Source organism: Pseudomonadales bacterium, from assembly GCA_041395945.1.
Lineage (GTDB): Bacteria > Pseudomonadota > Gammaproteobacteria > Pseudomonadales > Azotimanducaceae > SZUA-309.
Window position 1 is genome coordinate 691,049 of record JAWKZN010000001.1, and the last position, 15,709, is coordinate 706,757.

Here is a 15,709-nt window from a genome sequence, read left to right on the forward strand (position 1 = left end):
GCGAATACCAGCAAGCCGCTTCCGGGTTCGCCGGGTGGTCGCCTTGTCCTGGCTTGTGGCATGCTGCCGACGTCTGGCAGGTGCAGAAAACTGTCAGAGCCTGACGCATTGGGTCAGTCGCAGCGGGTCTGCACAGGTCAGTCCGGGACAGATGGATGATTGAATGACAGTCTTGCAAGGCACCCCTTCCTTCTCCGACCCGCGCTCAGAGCAGGCCGGAAAGCCCGTAGCGCCGGATCCGGCGATCGATCAATACCTGGATGAGATCTGGCTCGCCAGAGGGCTGAGTGCCAATACCCTCGCCGCTTACCGGCGGGATCTGCGGGCCCTGCATGCTGCGCTGGGCAAGCCGCTGCTGCAGGCCGGTGAGCAGGATCTGCTCGCGGTGATTGCCCGACGGTTTGCGCAGGGCTACAAAACCCGCTCTTCCGCCCGCTGGCTTTCCTGCGTGAAAGGCTTCTACCGTCAGCAGGTGCACGGTGGACGTCTTACCACGGATCCCGCCGCCCATCTCGAACATCCGCGGCTCGGGCGCCATCTGCCCGAATCCCTCTCGGAACAGGACGTTCGCGCGCTGCTCTCGGCTCCGGACACCGAGACCGCCACAGGTTTACGGGACAGGGCCATGCTCGAGGTTCTGTATGCGTCCGGCTTGCGCATTTCCGAACTGGTAACCCTGCGGGCGGGTGCGGTCAATGCGCGTCAGGGTGTGGTGCGCATCGTCGGCAAGGGGGGCAAGGAACGCCTGGTCCCCATTGGGGAGGAAGCGTTGAGCTGGGTTACGCGTTTTATCAGTGAGGGCCGGATGGCACTGGTACAGGGCAGCCCCAGTGATGCCCTGTTCCCGAGCCGGCGCGGTCGGGTAATGACCCGTCAGACATTCTGGTATGCGATCAAGCGCTACGCGGCGCTTGCGGGGATCAACCGGAACATATCGCCGCATACCCTGCGACATGCTTTCGCCACGCATCTGCTCAATCACGGTGCGGATCTGCGTGCCGTCCAGATGATGCTGGGTCATGCAGACTTGTCCACCACCCAGATCTATACTCACGTCGCGCAAGCACGATTGAAAACCCTGCATGGTATCCACCATCCCAGGGGTTGAGCCCTGCAGGGGAGTTTCTGAGCGGATATCGGTTCATGGACAGGTCCTTGGGCGAACCTGAGTGACAGATCAGGGTCCAACTGGCAGTTCCCGGGCCGCGCACCGGGTCGCCGGCGCAGTCCGCGATCAACAGTTCAACAGAATAACAGGCGAAGAAAGATGAAGTTATCCGGCACCCTCAGGTGGATTTTTCTGGGACTGGCAGTTTTCAGTGTCGGGATGTTGCTGCCCGGCGCACCGGTTTCCCGGATCGCAGCGGCGGAAAAAGCGCCGGACAACGGTCAGGTACTGATCACGAAACTGCGCGCCCTGCGCCCGGACATTCCGATTGAGCGGGTAGGACCTTCGCCACTGCCGGGTATTTTCACACTCGAGCTTTCCGGCGGCACGGTTTTCTACGGTACCGCCGATGGCCGCTACCTGTTCACCGGCGATCTCTATGAGCTTCAGGAAGATGATCTGGTGAATCTTGCCGAGCTCGGTCGCATTGAGAAGCGCCACGATCTGATGGCCTCGGTGAAGACCTCGGATATGGTGATTTTCCCCGCCACCGGCGGCACCAAGGCGGTGATCAACGTGTTTACCGATGTCGATTGCGGCTACTGCCGCAAGCTGCATCAGGAAGTTCCCCGTTTGAACGAGCTCGGCATCGAAGTGCGCTATCTCGCCTATCCCCGGGCCGGTATCGGCTCGCGGTCGTATCAGAAGATCGTCTCGGCCTGGTGTTCGGCTGACCCGAATTCAGCCCTTACCGCGCTGAAGGCAGGCGCCGAGATTCCGGATGCCACCTGCCCGAATCCGGTGGCGAACCAGTTTGAGCTGGGACATGAAGTCGGCGTGACCGGCACACCATCCATCGTCCTCGAAGACGGACGGCTGCTGCCCGGATACGTTCCCGCGGACGAACTGGCCAGCACACTGGGTATTTAACTGCCACAACCGTAAGATGGCGCCCTCACGATCGGATCAGGGAGTGGGCGCTTGGAAGCCCTGAAAATAGGCATTTGTGGTCTTGGCACCGTGGCTCAGGGTGTCCTGGAAGTGCTGTCCACCAACGGTGAGCAGATCGCTGCCCGGGCAGGGCGACCCATCGAGGTCGTGCGCATCGCCAGTCGCTCGGAAAAACCCGGCGTTGATCTGCTCGGAGCCGCCTTCTCCACGGATCTCACCACGGTTCTCAACGACCCCGCCATTGAGGTTGTAGTGGAGCTGATCGGTGGCGAAGCCGTTGCGCACCGGTTCATCCGCGACTGTCTGAATGCCGGCAAGTCGGTGGTCACCGCAAACAAGGCGGTGGTCGCCGTGCATGGCGATGAGCTTCTGGCACTGGCGGCCCGCAAGGGCGTGCATCTGGTTTTTGAAGCAGCGGTTGCAGGCGGCATTCCGGTCATTGCGGCGCTGTCGAAGTCTCTCGCGGGGAACCGGATCGACTGGCTGGCCGGCATCATCAACGGCACCTCCAACTACATTCTCACCGCAATGGCCCGTCAGGGCAGGACCTTCGAAGAGGCACTCGCCTCTGCTCAGAAGCTCGGCTATGCGGAAGCCGATCCAACCTTTGACGTCGAAGGTATCGACGCTGCGCACAAACTGACCATCATGTCGGCGCTGGCCTTCGGTATCGGCTTTCGCTTCGATGAGGTGTACTGCGAAGGAATTGCGGATGTCACGGTTGAAGACATCGAGTATGCCCGTCAGCTCGGTTACCAGATCAGGCATCTGGGTATCGCGAGGGCCGGCGCGGCTGGTGTGGAACTGCGCGTGCATCCCACCCTGGTGCCCGATCAGCAGCTGCTGGCCAGTGTCAACGGCGTGATGAACGCTGTACTCGTGCACGGCAATGCAGCCGGTGACACGCTCTACTATGGTGCGGGTGCCGGTGCGCTGCCTACCGCCTCTTCGGTGGTTGCAGACCTTATCGATCTGGCGCGGGGACAGGCCATGTCACCGCAGGTGTGCCGGCAACGGGATGACCGTGCGGTCGCCGCCATCGATGCTGTTGAAACCGGCTTTTATCTGCGCATCCCTTCTCTGGACAAGCCGGGAGTATTTGCCCAGGTGGCCACCATACTCAGCCAGCACGACATCAGTATCGAAGCGGCGATACAGAAAGAGCAGGCGGACCAGTTCGATGATCAGCAACCCTGGGTGCCGATCATCATCCTCACCGAGGACATTCTGGAATCGAAGGTCAGAAAGGCGATCGAAGCGGTGCAGCGGCTGCCCCAGGTGGTTGGCAGCATCCGCTGCATCCGGGTTGAACACTTCCGCGGATGATGAATCTGGAAATCTCCGAGCGGCCGGTTCCGGCTGGATCGCTGGCGGGCGCGGGAGACCTGCCGCCACTGCTGGAGCGCATCTATCTGAGCCGCGGCATTGAGCGGGCCGCGCAGCTGCAGCTCGGGCTCGAAGCGCTCACACCGCCGGATACCCTGCCGGACATCGACCGGGCGGCGGCGCGTCTCGCAGACGCGATCGAGCGCAGTGAACATATTCTCATCGTCGGCGATTTCGATGCCGACGGTGCCACATCGGTTGCCCTTGGCGTTTCGCTGCTGGAAGCCCTCGGCGCAGCCCGGGTGAGCTTCCTTGTCCCGAATCGATTCGAATTCGGCTACGGATTGTCACCGGAAATCGTGGCCATTGCCCAGGCTCAGACACCGGACGTCATCGTCACGGTGGACAACGGTGTCTCCAGCGTCGCAGGGGTCGCCCTCGCCCAGAGCGCGGGCATTGATGTGATTGTCACCGATCACCATCTCGCCGGGTCGGAGCTGCCTGCCGCACACGCCCTCGTGAATCCGAATCTGCCTGACAGCCGTTTCCCGAGCCGTGCCATGGCAGGGGTGGGGGTCATCTACTACGTGCTCAGTGCCACGCGCAGTGAACTGCGCAGACGCGGCTGGTTCGCCGGGCGGTCTGAGCCCAATCTCGCGGACTGGCTCGATCTGGTAGCGGTCGGCACGGTGGCAGACGTGGTGCCCCTTGATTACAACAACCGGGTGCTGGTGGAGCAGGGGCTGCGGCGCATCCGTGCCGGGCGCTGCAGGGTCGGCATCCGTGCACTGGCAGAGGTGGCGGGCCGCGATCCTGCGAAACTGTCTGCCCAGGATCTGGGTTTCGCAATCGGTCCGCGACTGAATGCCGCCGGTCGGCTCGATGACATGAGCATCGGCATCCGCGCACTGCTGAGCACGGACTACAGGCAGGCCCGTGAAGCGGCCACGGTGCTCGATGAACTGAATCAGACCCGGCGCGAACTGGAAGCGCAGATGGTGCGCGATGCGGAGCTGATCGTGGCTACCCATGATGCCGATGTGGGAGATCGCTTCGGTGTCTGTGTCTATGACCCGAGCTGGCACCAGGGCATCGTCGGGATTGTTGCCGGCCGCCTGCGGGAGAAAGTACATCGTCCCGTTATCGCCTTCGCAGATGCCGGGAATATCGCACCCGATGAGCTGAAGGGTTCGGCGCGTTCTGTACCGGATCTTCATGTGCGTGATCTGCTCGATGCCATTGCCACCCGCTATCCCGGCATGCTGCTGCGTTTCGGTGGCCATGCGATGGCGGCCGGGCTGTCCATCAAGCGTGTGCACTACCCGCGTTTTCAGAAGGTATTCGATGAGCATGTGAAGCGGTTTCTACCTGCTTCGGCCCTCTCGCCCGTCATCGTCACCGATGGTTCGCTGGCTGCGGAAGAGACCACGCTGCCGATGGCACGACGGCTCGCCGCAGGTGGTCCCTGGGGTCAGCAGTTCCCGGAGCCGAGTTTTCACGATGATTTTGATCTCGTCAGTCAGCGGGTGGTCGGTGAGCGGCATCTCAAGCTGGTACTGCGCAGGGACGGCAGACTGTTTGATGCGATTGCATTCGGGCAGGCGGCGCTGGATGCCGTGGCGCGAGTGCACGCCGTGTACCGGCTGGCGGAAAACGACTACCGGGACAACTGCACCCTGCAACTCATGGTGGAGCATCTGCAGCCGTTGCCTTAAACTCCCGCGGTTTCGAGGTCCATATGTCCGATTTCAACATTATTCGCGAACACATCAGAGACTTGAGCGAGCGCGACCGCGCGCTCAGGGGGCATCTTTGACCTCGAAGACAAGCAGCTGCGATTTGAAGAGATAGAACTCACCCTCGCCGATCCTGATGTCTGGAACGACCCGGACAACGCCCGTGCCCTGAACAAGGAGCGGGTCGAACTGGCAGAGGTGCTGGGTCTGTTCAAGCGGCTGGCCTCGCAGCTCGGCGATCTCTCCGAGCTCGCAGAACTCGCAGCCGAGGAAGCAGACGATGCCACCCTGGCTGAAGTCGAGAAAGATCTCGGCAGGCTGGAGCAGGATCTGGCAGCACTCGAGTTCCGCCGCATGTTCGAAGGCGAGATGGATCCGGCCAATGCGTTTCTCGAAATACAGGCGGGCTCCGGCGGCACCGAAGCCCAGGACTGGGCGGAGATGCTGCTGCGCATGTATCTGCGCTGGGGTGAGAAGCGGGGTTTCACGACGGAGATCATAGAAGTGTCTCCCGGCGAAGTGGCCGGGGTGAAAGGAGCGACCGTGCAGTTCAATGGCGATCATGCTTTCGGCTGGCTGCGCACCGAGACCGGCGTGCATCGGCTGGTCCGCAAGTCTCCGTTTGATTCCGGCAACCGGCGTCATACCTCCTTTGCGTCTGTCTTTGTTTCGCCCGAAATCGACGACGATATTGAAATCGAGATCAACCCGGCCGATCTGCGCATCGACACCTACCGGGCAAGCGGGGCGGGCGGGCAGCATGTGAACCGCACGGACTCTGCGGTGCGTATCACCCATCTCCCCACCAATACCGTTGTGCAGTGTCAGAGTGAGCGCTCCCAGCATCAGAACAAGGACAAGGCGTTCAAACAGTTGCGTGCCAAGCTCTACGAGCTGGAGATGCTCAAGCGCACCGCCGAGCTGCAGGAGATCGAAGACAACAAGGCCGACATCGGCTGGGGCAGTCAGATCCGCAGCTACGTGCTGGATCAGTCCCGGGTGAAAGACCTGCGCACCATGGTTGAGCGCAGTGATCCGGATACGGTGCTGGACGGGGATCTGGACGAATTCATCGAAGCGAGCCTGAAAGCCGGACTCTAGTCCTGCTGCACGGCCACACACCACAGGCTCTTTGCATGACTGAAGAAAACAACCTCATTGCCAATCGCCGGGAAAAACTCATCCGCTGGCGTGACCTGGGCCGGCCCTATCCCAATGACTTCCGGCGAGAAGCGCTGGCCCGGGATCTGCTCGAGGCATTTGAGGGAAAAGACAAGGCGGCTTTAGAGACGAACGTCTCCCGTACCGCCGTGTGCGGTCGAGTGATGCTGCGCCGGGTCATGGGCAAGGCGAGCTTCATCACCCTGCAGGATGTCAGCGGTCGGATCCAGTGCTACATCCGTCAGCAGGATGTCGGGGAGACAGCCTACGAGCAGTTCAACGAACTCTGGGACATCGGCGACATCGTGGGTGTGCGTGGCACGCTGATGCGCACCAACAAAGGCGAACTGACCGTGGCCGCCGATCATATCGAACTGCTGAACAAGACGCTGCGTCCGCTGCCAGAGAAATTTCACGGTCTCACGGATCAGGAGATCAAGTACCGGCAGCGTTATCTCGATCTGATGATGAACGCGGAATCCCGCCGGGTTTTTGAGATCCGCTCGCGCACGATCGGTGCGGTTCGGGAGTTTTTCACAGCGCGCGCCTTCATGGAAGTGGAGACGCCGATGATGCATGCGATTCCCGGTGGTGCAGCCGCGCGCCCGTTTGTCACCCACCACAACACCCTCGATCTGGAATTGTACCTGCGCGTGGCGCCTGAGCTGTTTCTCAAGCGGCTGGTGGTCGGCGGCTTCGAACAGGTATTCGAGATCAACCGCAATTTCCGCAATGAAGGATTATCCACCCGCCACAATCCCGAGTTCACCATGCTCGAGTTCTACTGGGCCTATCACGACTACCGGGATCTGATCGCGCTGACCCAGGAGCTTCTGAGTGAAGTCGCTGTTGCCGTGACCGGCAGCACTCAGGTCAGCTATCAGGACAGGGTCATCGATTTCGGTCAACCGGCGCGCTGTCTCACCATGAGTGAAGCGGTTGTGGAGTACACGGATCTCAGCGCCGCGGATGTGCAGGATCCGCAAGCACTCAGGCGCGCGCTGACCGCTTCGGGCGTGGCGGTGGACGACTCCTGGGGTCCCGGAAGACTGCTCGTCGAGGTCTTCGATGCCCGGGTTGAAGACAAGCTGGAGCAGCCGACCTTCATCACCGCCTACCCCGCTGAAGTGTCACCGCTGTCGCGGCGCAACGACGATGCCCCGGAGTTCACCGATCGCTTCGAGCTGTTTATCTGCGGCCGGGAAATCGCCAATGGCTTTTCGGAATTGAACGACCCGGAAGATCAGGCCGAACGTTTTCGCGCTCAGCTCGAAGCGAAGGATCGGGGCGATCTCGAGGCCATGGGTTTCGACGAAGACTACATCACAGCGCTGGAGTACGGCCTGCCACCGACGGCGGGTGAGGGCATCGGGATCGACCGACTGGTGATGCTGCTGGCGGATGTCAGCTCCATCCGCGACGTGCTGCTGTTCCCACTGATGAGGCCAAGGCATGGCTGAGGAAAGAATCCGGCTCGAGCGCTCCTGGAAAGAGGCGCTTCGGCCGGAATTCGAACAGCCCTACATGCAGGAACTGCGACGTTTCCTTCGTGCCGAGAAACAGGCCGGTAAGGTTGTCTACCCTCCCGGAGAGAGGATATTTGCCGCCCTGGACATCACCCCGTTGCCCGCAGTCAAAGTCGTCATCATCGGCCAGGACCCCTACCACGGCCCGGGTCAGGCCCACGGGCTTTGTTTTTCGGTGCTGCCCGGCGTGCCCAATCCGCCCTCGCTGGTGAACGTGTTCAAGGAGATCAACAGTGAATTTGCCGATGGCGGCAGGCGTCTCGATGGCAGCCACGGCTGCCTCGAACCCTGGGCGCGCCAGGGGGTGCTGCTGCTCAATGCGGTACTCACGGTGGAGCGTGGTCAGGCGGCCTCGCACCAAGGGAAGGGCTGGGAGACCTTCACCGATGCGGTAGTGCAGGTACTCAACGAGCGCCGCGACCATCTGGTCTTCCTGCTCTGGGGCAGCTACGCACAGCGCAAAGGCGCGAAACTCGATCGCAGCCGACACTGTGTGCTCAGTGCCCCTCATCCCTCACCCCTGTCGGCACACCGGGGCTTCTTCGGCTGCAATCACTTCCGTAAGGCCAACGACTATCTTGAGTCCCAGGGTGTGCGTCCCATCGACTGGTTCGACGTCGCCTGAATCGTTTGCCCGCTCATCCAGTCACAGAACTTGTTAAATTCAACTACCCGGAAGGAGACAGAGCCATGATCACCTCACCAACCAGCAAACTGCGCGTCGACCAGCAGGGCAACAGTGCGCTCATCACCATCGACAATCCCGCGGCGAATACCTGGGATCAGGACAGTCTGGGAGGACTCGAGGCCATCGTCGGTCAGTGTGAAGCCGCCGATGACGTTTATGCCATCGTGATAACCGGAGCGGGGGAGAAGTTCTTTTCCGCCGGCGCTGACCTGAAGCTGTTCGCGGCGGGTGACAAAGCGGTGGCCGCGGATATGTCCGCCAGCTTCGGGAGGGCGTTCGAAACCCTGTCAGGTTTCCGGGGTGTGAGCATTGCGGCCATCAATGGCTTTGCCATGGGCGGAGGCCTTGAGTGTGCGCTGGCTTGTGATATCCGGATTGCTGAATCCCAGGCCCAGATGGCATTGCCTGAAGCGACGGTTGGCCTGCTGCCGTGCGGCGGGGGTACCCAGAATCTGGCCTGGCTGGTGGGTGAGGGCTGGGCGAAGCGGATGATTCTCTGTGGCGAGCGGGTCGATGCCGAGACGGCATTGCGGATCGGACTCGTCGAAGAGGTCGTGGGACCGAAAGCGGCCCTGGCACGCGCGCTGGAACTCGCGGCTGCAGTGGGTCGACAGAGCCCGCCGGCTGTCGCCGCCTGCAAGCGGCTGATTCAGGAAGCCCGTCATGGCCACATCGAGAACGCGTATAGTGTGGAACGCGCGGCCTTTGTCGATCTGTTTGACACCCGGGATCAGAAGGAGGGGGTCAACGCCTTTCTTGAAAAGCGCAAACCGGTGTGGGTAAACGGCTGACCGGGTGAGGGTTGCCTGTCGCCTGGCGCCAACGGAAAATCGGCGACAGGACGCTGGCAGGAAAAGACCTCGACAGAAGGGGAGGCTGATGACCAGATTGCTCAATTCTGAAAGTGCTGCGGTGGTGCTCAGCGAGCACCTGCTGGCGAAAGGCTTTGTGCTGGCAGAGGCCAGGCTCAATTCGGAAGCTACGCTCAATGCGCTGAGTCTGGACATGATCGACATTCTCGATCCGGCGCTGCGGCGGTGGAAGCAGAACGAGCGTGTGGTCGCCGTGCTCCTGACGTCCAGCGGCAACCGGGCGTTCAGCGCGGGTGGCGACATCCAGGCGCTGTACCGGGCCATGATGCGCAATCATCAGGCGGGAGAACGGGTAGACGAATACCCCTATGAGTTCTTCGAGCGCGAATACCGCCTCGACTACCTGCTGCACAGATATACCAAGCCGGTGATCGCCCTGGGACACGGGGTGATCATGGGCGGAGGACTGGGCATCTTCAGTGCCGCCCGCTTCCGGATCGTCAGTGAACGGGTTCGGATCGCCCTGCCGGAAGTGACTATCGGCCTGTTTCCTGATGCGGGCGGCACCTGGCTGCTGCGTGGGATGGAACCGCACATCGGGCGCTTTGTCGGCATGACCGGCAGTCATCTCAATGGGGCAGATGCCCTCGACATCGGTCTGGGCACTCACAACCTCAGCACCGGCCAGTTCGCTTCGCTGAGCGGGAAGCTCGCGAGCCTCGCCTGGTGCGGAGAACCGGATGCAGATGGCGCTCTCATCGATGCCTGTCTGCGGCAACTGCCGGCCGCGACCCTGCCTGCGAGCCAGCTGCCGCTGATTCCGGAGTCAGTCGGCGCAGCGCAGGAACTGGGTGGCGTTGTGGCAAGCCTGCGGGCGCTTGCCGGGCGTGACCCCTGGCTGGACCGGGGTCTTGCCAATCTCAACGGCGGCTGCCCGACCACTGTGGGTATCGTCTTCGAGCAGCTCAGACGGGCACCTGCACTGGAACTCGCCGACTGTTTTCGCCTGGAGATGACCGTCGCTACCCATTGCGCCGATAACCATGACTTCGCGGAAGGGGTGCGCGCGCTGCTGATCGACAAGGACAACAATCCGGTCTGGCAGTTCGGTGACCTGGAATCGCTGCCGGATGCGTACGTGCAGAGTCATTTCGCCGAACCCTGGGCCCGTAATCCACTTCACGATCTGGAGCGCACGTCATGACACGTATCGGTTTCATCGGCCTGGGAAACATGGGAGGGCCCATGGCCCGCAATCTGGTGGCGGCAGGTGCCGGCTTCGATGTTCAGGTCTTCGATGTGGTTGCGGCTTCCGTGGCTGCGGTACCCGGTGCCCGTGCCTGCGCTTCCGCAGTGGCAGCGGCTCGGGATGTGGATGTATTCATCAGCATGCTGCCGGCAGGCCGCCATGTGGCGGACGTCTACCTCGGGGAGACGGGTGTGATTGCTGCCTGCGCACCGGATACCCTGCTCATCGATTGCAGCACCATTGATCCGGCCACCGCGCGGCACGTGGCAGAGGCAGCCGCGCAGCATGGCCTCAGCATGCTGGACGCCCCCGTATCAGGTGGTACCGCCGGTGCCGAGGCCGGCACACTGACGTTCATGGTTGGGGGTGCGGCGGCCGCACTCGAGCGCGCACGACCCCTGCTCGACATCATGGGCGGAAAAGTTTTCCATGCGGGTGACAGTGGCGCAGGCCAGACGACGAAGGTCTGCAACAATATGCTGCTCGCCATCCAGATGGCGGGTACGGCTGAAGCACTTGCGCTGGGTGTGGCCAACGGCCTCGATCCGGCAGTGCTCTCGGAAGTGATGAAGCAGTCGTCCGGGGGTAACTGGTCGCTCAACGTCTACAACCCCTATCCCGACGTGATGCCGGGCACGCCGGCCTCGCGCGGTTACCAGGGTGGTTTTCTCGTCGATCTGATGATGAAAGATCTCGGCCTGGCGATGGAGACGGCGGATGCATCGGCAAGCTCAGTGCCGCTCGGTGCGCTGGCACGTAACCTCTATCGGCTCCACCAGCGCCAGAATGATGCGGGCCGGCTGGACTTTTCGAGCATTCAGTGGCTTTACGCGCCGGAGCTCAAATCCTGAGTCGGCGTAACATCAGGAAATCGAGGAGCGAGCCTCGTCGATGTCGGCGCTGAGCTCAGCGAGCTCACCGGTTTCCACATCCGGATCCAGGCCGATGTTGGTGAAGGCCTGAATGCTGTGCCAGTCGATCTTGGTGTAGGGGTGGCTGGTGCCGGAGTGCAGCTGCAGATTGGCCACCATCACGATGTCCGTGTAGTCGACCCTGGCTGCCTTGCGCTCGAAATTCGTGTAGTGGGCGGGCACCATGGCGACCTCTTCAGGGAACTCCCAGCGCTGCAGGATCATGGTACCGAGGCTGCCGTGGATCGAGTCAATGACCCGATCCAGGGTCAGACTGTCCTGCAGAAACTGGGGGTGTTCTTCGGCCCAGGCCAGAATCGGTAATACCCCGATCATATGGGTAAGCCCGGCAAGCGTGGCCTGGTCGGGACGCAGACGGGTATAAGCCTTGGCGAGCACACCGGAGACCGCGGCCACCTCGGTTGCCCGGCTCCAGACGCTGCGCATCTTGCGATCGATCACATCCGAGGTTGCCTGAAACATCTGCTGCATGGCGAAGCCGGTCGCCAGATTCGCCGCGTACTCCACACCGAGTCTGGAAAGCGCCATGTTGAGGTCTTCGATGGTCCGGGTGGCGCGGAACAGGGGCGAGTTGGCCACGCGGATCATGCGCACGGCCAGACCGGGATCGGCTCCGATCACAACAGCCAGGGATTGGGCGGAAACATTCCTGCTTTCGGCTTCTTCCCGGATGCGCAGGGCGACTTCCGGAAGACTGGGCAGTTCGAGCTCGTCGTTGTCGACGGCACTGGCGACTTCCTGCTGAATCTGTGTCGCGAGATTCGACATGTTGCGAGCATCCATTGAACGGTTACCCGCTGAGTATAGTAGAGGCTCAGGGAATCGGGCTGAGACCTGTGTCCTGCTCCTGGAACGGCGGGGTGGCTTTTTCCTGCAGTACCGCCAGACACAGTCGTGGGCCCTGCGGGTCTGCGGTTGTCTGAATCAAAGTGCCGACCTCGCGCCCCTGCTGGTCGCGGACATCCCCACCGGGCTCCGGTGCACGGGTACCCGACCAGTGGAGCGCAGCCAGGGCGCGCTTCACCCGGCCTAGATGCTGCGCCCGGGCGACCACTTCCTGTCCCAGGTAACAGCCTTTTTCGAAGTCCACGCCACCCAGTTCCGTGATGCCGAGCATCTGGGGCAGAAAACGCCCGCCGATTGCCCCGGTGAACCAGGGGATGCGCGCTTCTATGAGGGCGCACATCCAGTCCTCTTCGCTCACTCTGTGACCGGAGCCGGCGAGCTGCAGCAGGATCTCTTCGGTTTCGACCAGTGTGATACCCGCCGCTGCGCCCGGCCTGCCGATCTGTGCGGGCCCGGGGATGCCGGTGCCGAGCATGCCCATCACCAGGACCTCGGAAGGAAATCTGTCCACACGGGTTTTCGAAAAGGCCAGATAGGGACGCAGGAAGGTTCGCAGGGTATCGACCAGGCATGCGTGTACCAGCCACAGGATCTGCTCTTCAGCGCGTCGCCGCGCCCAGCCGAAGGCAACCACCCGGCCCTGCAGATTGCACAACGCGGCCGGTTGCCAGTGGTCGGCGCGCAGGGTCTCCACGTCGCAGGTGATGTATCCCTGCAGGAACCTGTTCACATCGACTCCTTCGAACAGCAGGGGTGCCATGGACTGCAATTCAAGCAGTCCGGGACCTTGGTCCGCAGCATTCGAAGTCGATGTCTGCCAGAGATCGGAGAGCACGCCGGATACCAGATTGCGTCTTAGCGGTGCATCTTACCCCCAATCGAATTACAGTCGAGGCATGGCAGACGAACCAACTCCTGATTCCCTGGAGGCGCGCCGCAATCGCCTGCGCTGGCGCAGTCGTCGCGGCATGCTGGAACTGGAGCTGCTGCTGCAGCCCTTCGTATCCAGCAGACTGGCAGTGGTCGATGGGCGTCTGCTGGAAGCGTTTGAAAGGCTGCTGGACTGTGAAGACTGGGACATCTTCAACTGGCTGCAGGAACGTGAAACAGCGCCGAACGAGTTCTCTCATCTTCTGGCCGAAGTGCGGCAGGCTCAGGCACGGAGCGATCAGCCCGCCGCCTGAATCAGTCCCCATCGCAACAGCCAGGGCCCCACCGCCGCTGATCTGCTACCCGCGCAGCGGACGCCTGCGTACCGGCCTGTTCCTGATGAGCGCGTGTGTGGCGCTGTATGGCGGCTGGCACTGGTTCGGCAGCAGCGGGGTCGGACTGGTGGTTCTGTGGCTTCAGGTGCGCCTGGAGGACGCTCTGGCTGCCGCTGAAGCCTGCGGCGGGGGCGGAGTCAGCCTGTACCTGGATCAGGTGGCGTGGGTACGCGTCGACCCCTGGCGTGTGACCGTGGCTTTCTCGAAGACCCGTGCGGGAATGAGTGCGTGCATTAGCGGTGCGGGTCACCATCCGATACAGACACCCCGGCAGAGATGCCGGCGGCTGGAGTTCTTCTGTGATGAATTCGATGCCACATCCTGGGCACAGCTGCGGCGTGCACTGCTGAAGAGCGCGGCGCCGAAGCGCGGCGCCGAAGCGAAGCGCTGAGGTGAAAGGGGGTTGCGGGCTCTCTCGGCGGTAGCTGACAGTCAGCCTGCCAGTGGTTGCAGCACGTCGAGGCGATCGGTGTAACCTGGAAAAATAATGGTATCTGCCGTGCGGAGCTGGCTCTCCGGGTGGTCGAGATTGAAATGCAGTCCGCGACTCTCCTGGCGTGACAGCGCTGAGCGCACGATCAGTTCCGCCACGTGAATGAGATTGCGCAGTTCGATCAGATCGTTACTGACCCGATAGTGACTGTAATATTCGTGGACCTCTGCCTTGAGGAGATCGATGCGCCGCTGGGCGCGCTGCAGGCGTTTGTCTGTGCGCACGATGCCCACGTAGTCCCACATGAATCGGCGCAGCTCTTCCCAGTTGTGGGCGATGATCACGTCTTCGTCAGAGTCGGTGACCTGGCTTTCGTCCCACTGGGGTACTGCCGCTTCCTGTAGCGGCTCATCGAGGTGTTCGAGGATGTGGTGTGCGGCTGCCTCACCGTAGACCAGACACTCGAGCAGCGAATTGCTGGCGAGCCGATTTGCTCCGTGCAGGCCGGTGCAGCTCGCCTCTCCGATGGCATAGAGGCCGGGTACGTCGGTTGCACCGGACTGGTCCACCAGTACGCCACCGCAGGTGTAGTGCGCCGCCGGTACCACCGGAATGGGCTCCCGGGTGATGTCGATGCCGAGTTCGAGGCAGCGCTGGGTGATGGTGGGAAAGTGCGCGCGTATGAACTCTGCCGGCCGGTGGGAGATGTCCAGGTGCACACAATCCAGTCCGAGGCGCTTCATCTCGTGATCGATTGCCCGGGCCACGATGTCCCGGGGTGCGAGTTCCATGCGCCGATCGAAGCGCCGCATGAAGCGCTCACCGTCGGGCAGACGCAACACGCCGCCTTCCCCGCGTACCGCCTCCGAAATCAGGAAGGATTTCGCGTGGGGGTGGAACAGGCAGGTGGGATGAAACTGATTGAACTCCATGTTGGCGATGCGGCATCCCGCGCGCCAGGCCATGGCGATTCCGTCGCCGGTGGAGCTGTCCGGGTTACTGGTGTACAGATAAACCTTGCTGGCTCCGCCCGTCGCCAGCACGACGCTGCGCGACTGGAATACCTCTACATGGTCGGTGCTGCGGTTGAGCACGTAGGCGCCCGCACAGCGGTTGGGGTGGCGACCGAACTTGTTGAGATTGATGAGGTCGATGGCGACCCGATCGGTGAGCAGGTCGATGTTGGGATGATCCAGAGCCCGCCGGGTTAGTGTTTCCGTGAGCGCCCGGCCGGTTGCATCGGCCACATGCAGGATGCGCCGGAAGGAGTGTCCGCCCTCCCGGGTCAGATGATAGTGATTCTCCTCGGAATCGAACTGCACTCCCCATTCGGCGAGTTGTGCGATGGTAGCCGGTGCCCGCTCGACGATCATGGCGACCACCGCCTCATCGCAGAGGCCGGCCCCGGCGGTCAGGGTATCTTCGAGGTGCGACGCCACGCTGTCCGCAGGATCCATGACCGCCGCGATCCCGCCCTGGGCCCAGTGCGAGGAAGCATTGTCGAAGGGCCCCTTGCAGAGCACGGTGACCCGGGCCCGGTCGGCGAGATGCAGCGCTGCGCTGAGACCGGCGGCACCGGCGCCGATGACGAGAACGTCGGTTGAGAATCTCTGAGTCATGCGCCTTTACGGATCTCCTGGTGGCCGGCTCCCTAGTATAAACAGGCGTCAGTCGGC

15 protein-coding genes are annotated in these 15,709 nt (G+C 62.2%); 12 read left to right on the forward strand and 3 right to left on the reverse strand.

Annotation, left to right across the window (positions count from 1 at the left end):
* Positions 1 to 163: 163 nt before the first annotated feature.
* From xerD to mmsB, 10 genes are all read left to right on the forward strand, one after another.
* A complete protein-coding gene (xerD, locus tag R3E82_03295; GenBank protein MEZ5549894.1) occupies positions 164 to 1,108 on the forward strand; it encodes a site-specific tyrosine recombinase XerD in 945 nt (314 codons plus the stop codon).
* Positions 1,109 to 1,267: 159 nt separating this feature from the next.
* Positions 1,268 to 2,038, forward strand: coding sequence for a DsbC family protein (locus R3E82_03300; GenBank protein ID MEZ5549895.1), 771 nt, complete (start codon positions 1,268 to 1,270; stop codon positions 2,036 to 2,038).
* Positions 2,039 to 2,089: 51 nt separating this feature from the next.
* Entirely contained in the window at positions 2,090 to 3,385 is a 1,296-nt protein-coding gene (locus tag R3E82_03305; protein ID MEZ5549896.1) for a homoserine dehydrogenase, read from the forward strand.
* A gap of 5 nt (positions 3,386 to 3,390) precedes the next feature.
* Positions 3,391 to 5,100, forward strand: a complete 1,710-nt coding sequence (gene recJ / locus R3E82_03310) for a single-stranded-DNA-specific exonuclease RecJ (protein ID MEZ5549897.1) — start codon at positions 3,391 to 3,393, stop codon at positions 5,098 to 5,100.
* Positions 5,101 to 5,123: 23 nt separating this feature from the next.
* A protein-coding gene (gene prfB / locus R3E82_03315; protein MEZ5549898.1) for a peptide chain release factor 2 occupies positions 5,124 to 6,222 on the forward strand; the annotation gives its coding sequence in 2 pieces (ribosomal slippage) (positions 5,124 to 5,189 and positions 5,191 to 6,222; 1,098 coding nt in all).
* Positions 6,223 to 6,257: 35 nt separating this feature from the next.
* Positions 6,258 to 7,742, forward strand: a complete 1,485-nt coding sequence (gene lysS, locus R3E82_03320; GenBank protein MEZ5549899.1) for a lysine--tRNA ligase — start codon at positions 6,258 to 6,260, stop codon at positions 7,740 to 7,742.
* Positions 7,735 to 8,433: a uracil-DNA glycosylase gene (gene ung, locus R3E82_03325; protein ID MEZ5549900.1), complete on the forward strand. Its 699-nt coding sequence runs from the start codon at positions 7,735 to 7,737 to the stop codon at positions 8,431 to 8,433. Before lysS ends, ung begins: the two co-directional genes overlap by 8 nt.
* A gap of 65 nt (positions 8,434 to 8,498) precedes the next feature.
* Positions 8,499 to 9,287: an enoyl-CoA hydratase gene (locus tag R3E82_03330; GenBank protein ID MEZ5549901.1), complete on the forward strand. Its 789-nt coding sequence runs from the start codon at positions 8,499 to 8,501 to the stop codon at positions 9,285 to 9,287.
* Between the two features lie 88 nt (positions 9,288 to 9,375).
* Positions 9,376 to 10,512 carry an enoyl-CoA hydratase/isomerase family protein gene (locus R3E82_03335; GenBank protein MEZ5549902.1) on the forward strand — a complete coding sequence of 379 codons (1,137 nt, stop codon included), beginning with the start codon at positions 9,376 to 9,378 and terminating at the stop codon, positions 10,510 to 10,512.
* The gene (gene mmsB, locus R3E82_03340) at positions 10,509 to 11,408 is read left to right on the forward strand and encodes a 3-hydroxyisobutyrate dehydrogenase (GenBank protein ID MEZ5549903.1); all 900 of its coding nucleotides are present in this window, start codon (positions 10,509 to 10,511) and stop codon (positions 11,406 to 11,408) included. Before R3E82_03335 ends, mmsB begins: the two co-directional genes overlap by 4 nt.
* Before the next feature lie 12 nt (positions 11,409 to 11,420).
* Here the strand turns inward: mmsB and R3E82_03345 are convergent, their stop codons facing one another.
* Positions 11,421 to 12,257 carry an HDOD domain-containing protein gene (locus R3E82_03345; GenBank protein ID MEZ5549904.1) on the reverse strand — a complete coding sequence of 279 codons (837 nt, stop codon included), beginning with the start codon at positions 12,255 to 12,257 and terminating at the stop codon, positions 11,421 to 11,423.
* Between the two features lie 46 nt (positions 12,258 to 12,303).
* Positions 12,304 to 13,095 (reverse strand): hypothetical protein, encoded by a 792-nt coding sequence (locus tag R3E82_03350; GenBank protein ID MEZ5549905.1) that lies wholly within the window; start codon positions 13,093 to 13,095, stop codon positions 12,304 to 12,306.
* A gap of 136 nt (positions 13,096 to 13,231) precedes the next feature.
* Here R3E82_03350 and R3E82_03355 point away from each other — a divergent pair, with 136 nt between their 5' ends.
* The gene (locus R3E82_03355) at positions 13,232 to 13,519 is read left to right on the forward strand and encodes a succinate dehydrogenase assembly factor 2 (protein MEZ5549906.1); all 288 of its coding nucleotides are present in this window, start codon (positions 13,232 to 13,234) and stop codon (positions 13,517 to 13,519) included.
* Between the two features lie 85 nt (positions 13,520 to 13,604).
* Complete coding sequence (locus tag R3E82_03360; GenBank protein ID MEZ5549907.1) at positions 13,605 to 13,991, forward strand: hypothetical protein; 387 nt, start codon at positions 13,605 to 13,607, stop codon at positions 13,989 to 13,991.
* Between the two features lie 41 nt (positions 13,992 to 14,032).
* On the opposite strand, the gene nadB is transcribed toward R3E82_03360, so the two are convergent.
* Positions 14,033 to 15,652 (reverse strand): L-aspartate oxidase, encoded by a 1,620-nt coding sequence (gene nadB / locus R3E82_03365; GenBank protein ID MEZ5549908.1) that lies wholly within the window; start codon positions 15,650 to 15,652, stop codon positions 14,033 to 14,035.
* Between the last annotated feature and the right edge of the window lie 57 nt (positions 15,653 to 15,709).

Bases quoted from the DNA above. Each gene is read 5' to 3' on its own strand.
- xerD (MEZ5549894.1), top strand. From the start codon at position 164: ATGACAGTCTTGCAAGGCACCCCTTCCTTCTCCGACCCGCGCTCAGAG.
- R3E82_03300 (MEZ5549895.1), top strand. From the start codon at position 1,268: ATGAAGTTATCCGGCACCCTCAGGTGGATTTTTCTGGGACTGGCAGTT.
- lysS (MEZ5549899.1), top strand. From the start codon at position 6,258: ATGACTGAAGAAAACAACCTCATTGCCAATCGCCGGGAAAAACTCATC.
- ung (MEZ5549900.1), top strand. From the start codon at position 7,735: ATGGCTGAGGAAAGAATCCGGCTCGAGCGCTCCTGGAAAGAGGCGCTT.
- R3E82_03330 (MEZ5549901.1), top strand. From the start codon at position 8,499: ATGATCACCTCACCAACCAGCAAACTGCGCGTCGACCAGCAGGGCAAC.
- R3E82_03335 (MEZ5549902.1), top strand. From the start codon at position 9,376: ATGACCAGATTGCTCAATTCTGAAAGTGCTGCGGTGGTGCTCAGCGAG.
- mmsB (MEZ5549903.1), top strand. From the start codon at position 10,509: ATGACACGTATCGGTTTCATCGGCCTGGGAAACATGGGAGGGCCCATG.
- R3E82_03345 (MEZ5549904.1), bottom strand. From the start codon at position 12,257: ATGTCGAATCTCGCGACACAGATTCAGCAGGAAGTCGCCAGTGCCGTC.
- R3E82_03350 (MEZ5549905.1), bottom strand. From the start codon at position 13,095: ATGGCACCCCTGCTGTTCGAAGGAGTCGATGTGAACAGGTTCCTGCAG.
- R3E82_03355 (MEZ5549906.1), top strand. From the start codon at position 13,232: ATGGCAGACGAACCAACTCCTGATTCCCTGGAGGCGCGCCGCAATCGC.
- R3E82_03360 (MEZ5549907.1), top strand. From the start codon at position 13,605: ATGAGCGCGTGTGTGGCGCTGTATGGCGGCTGGCACTGGTTCGGCAGC.
- nadB (MEZ5549908.1), bottom strand. From the start codon at position 15,652: ATGACTCAGAGATTCTCAACCGACGTTCTCGTCATCGGCGCCGGTGCC.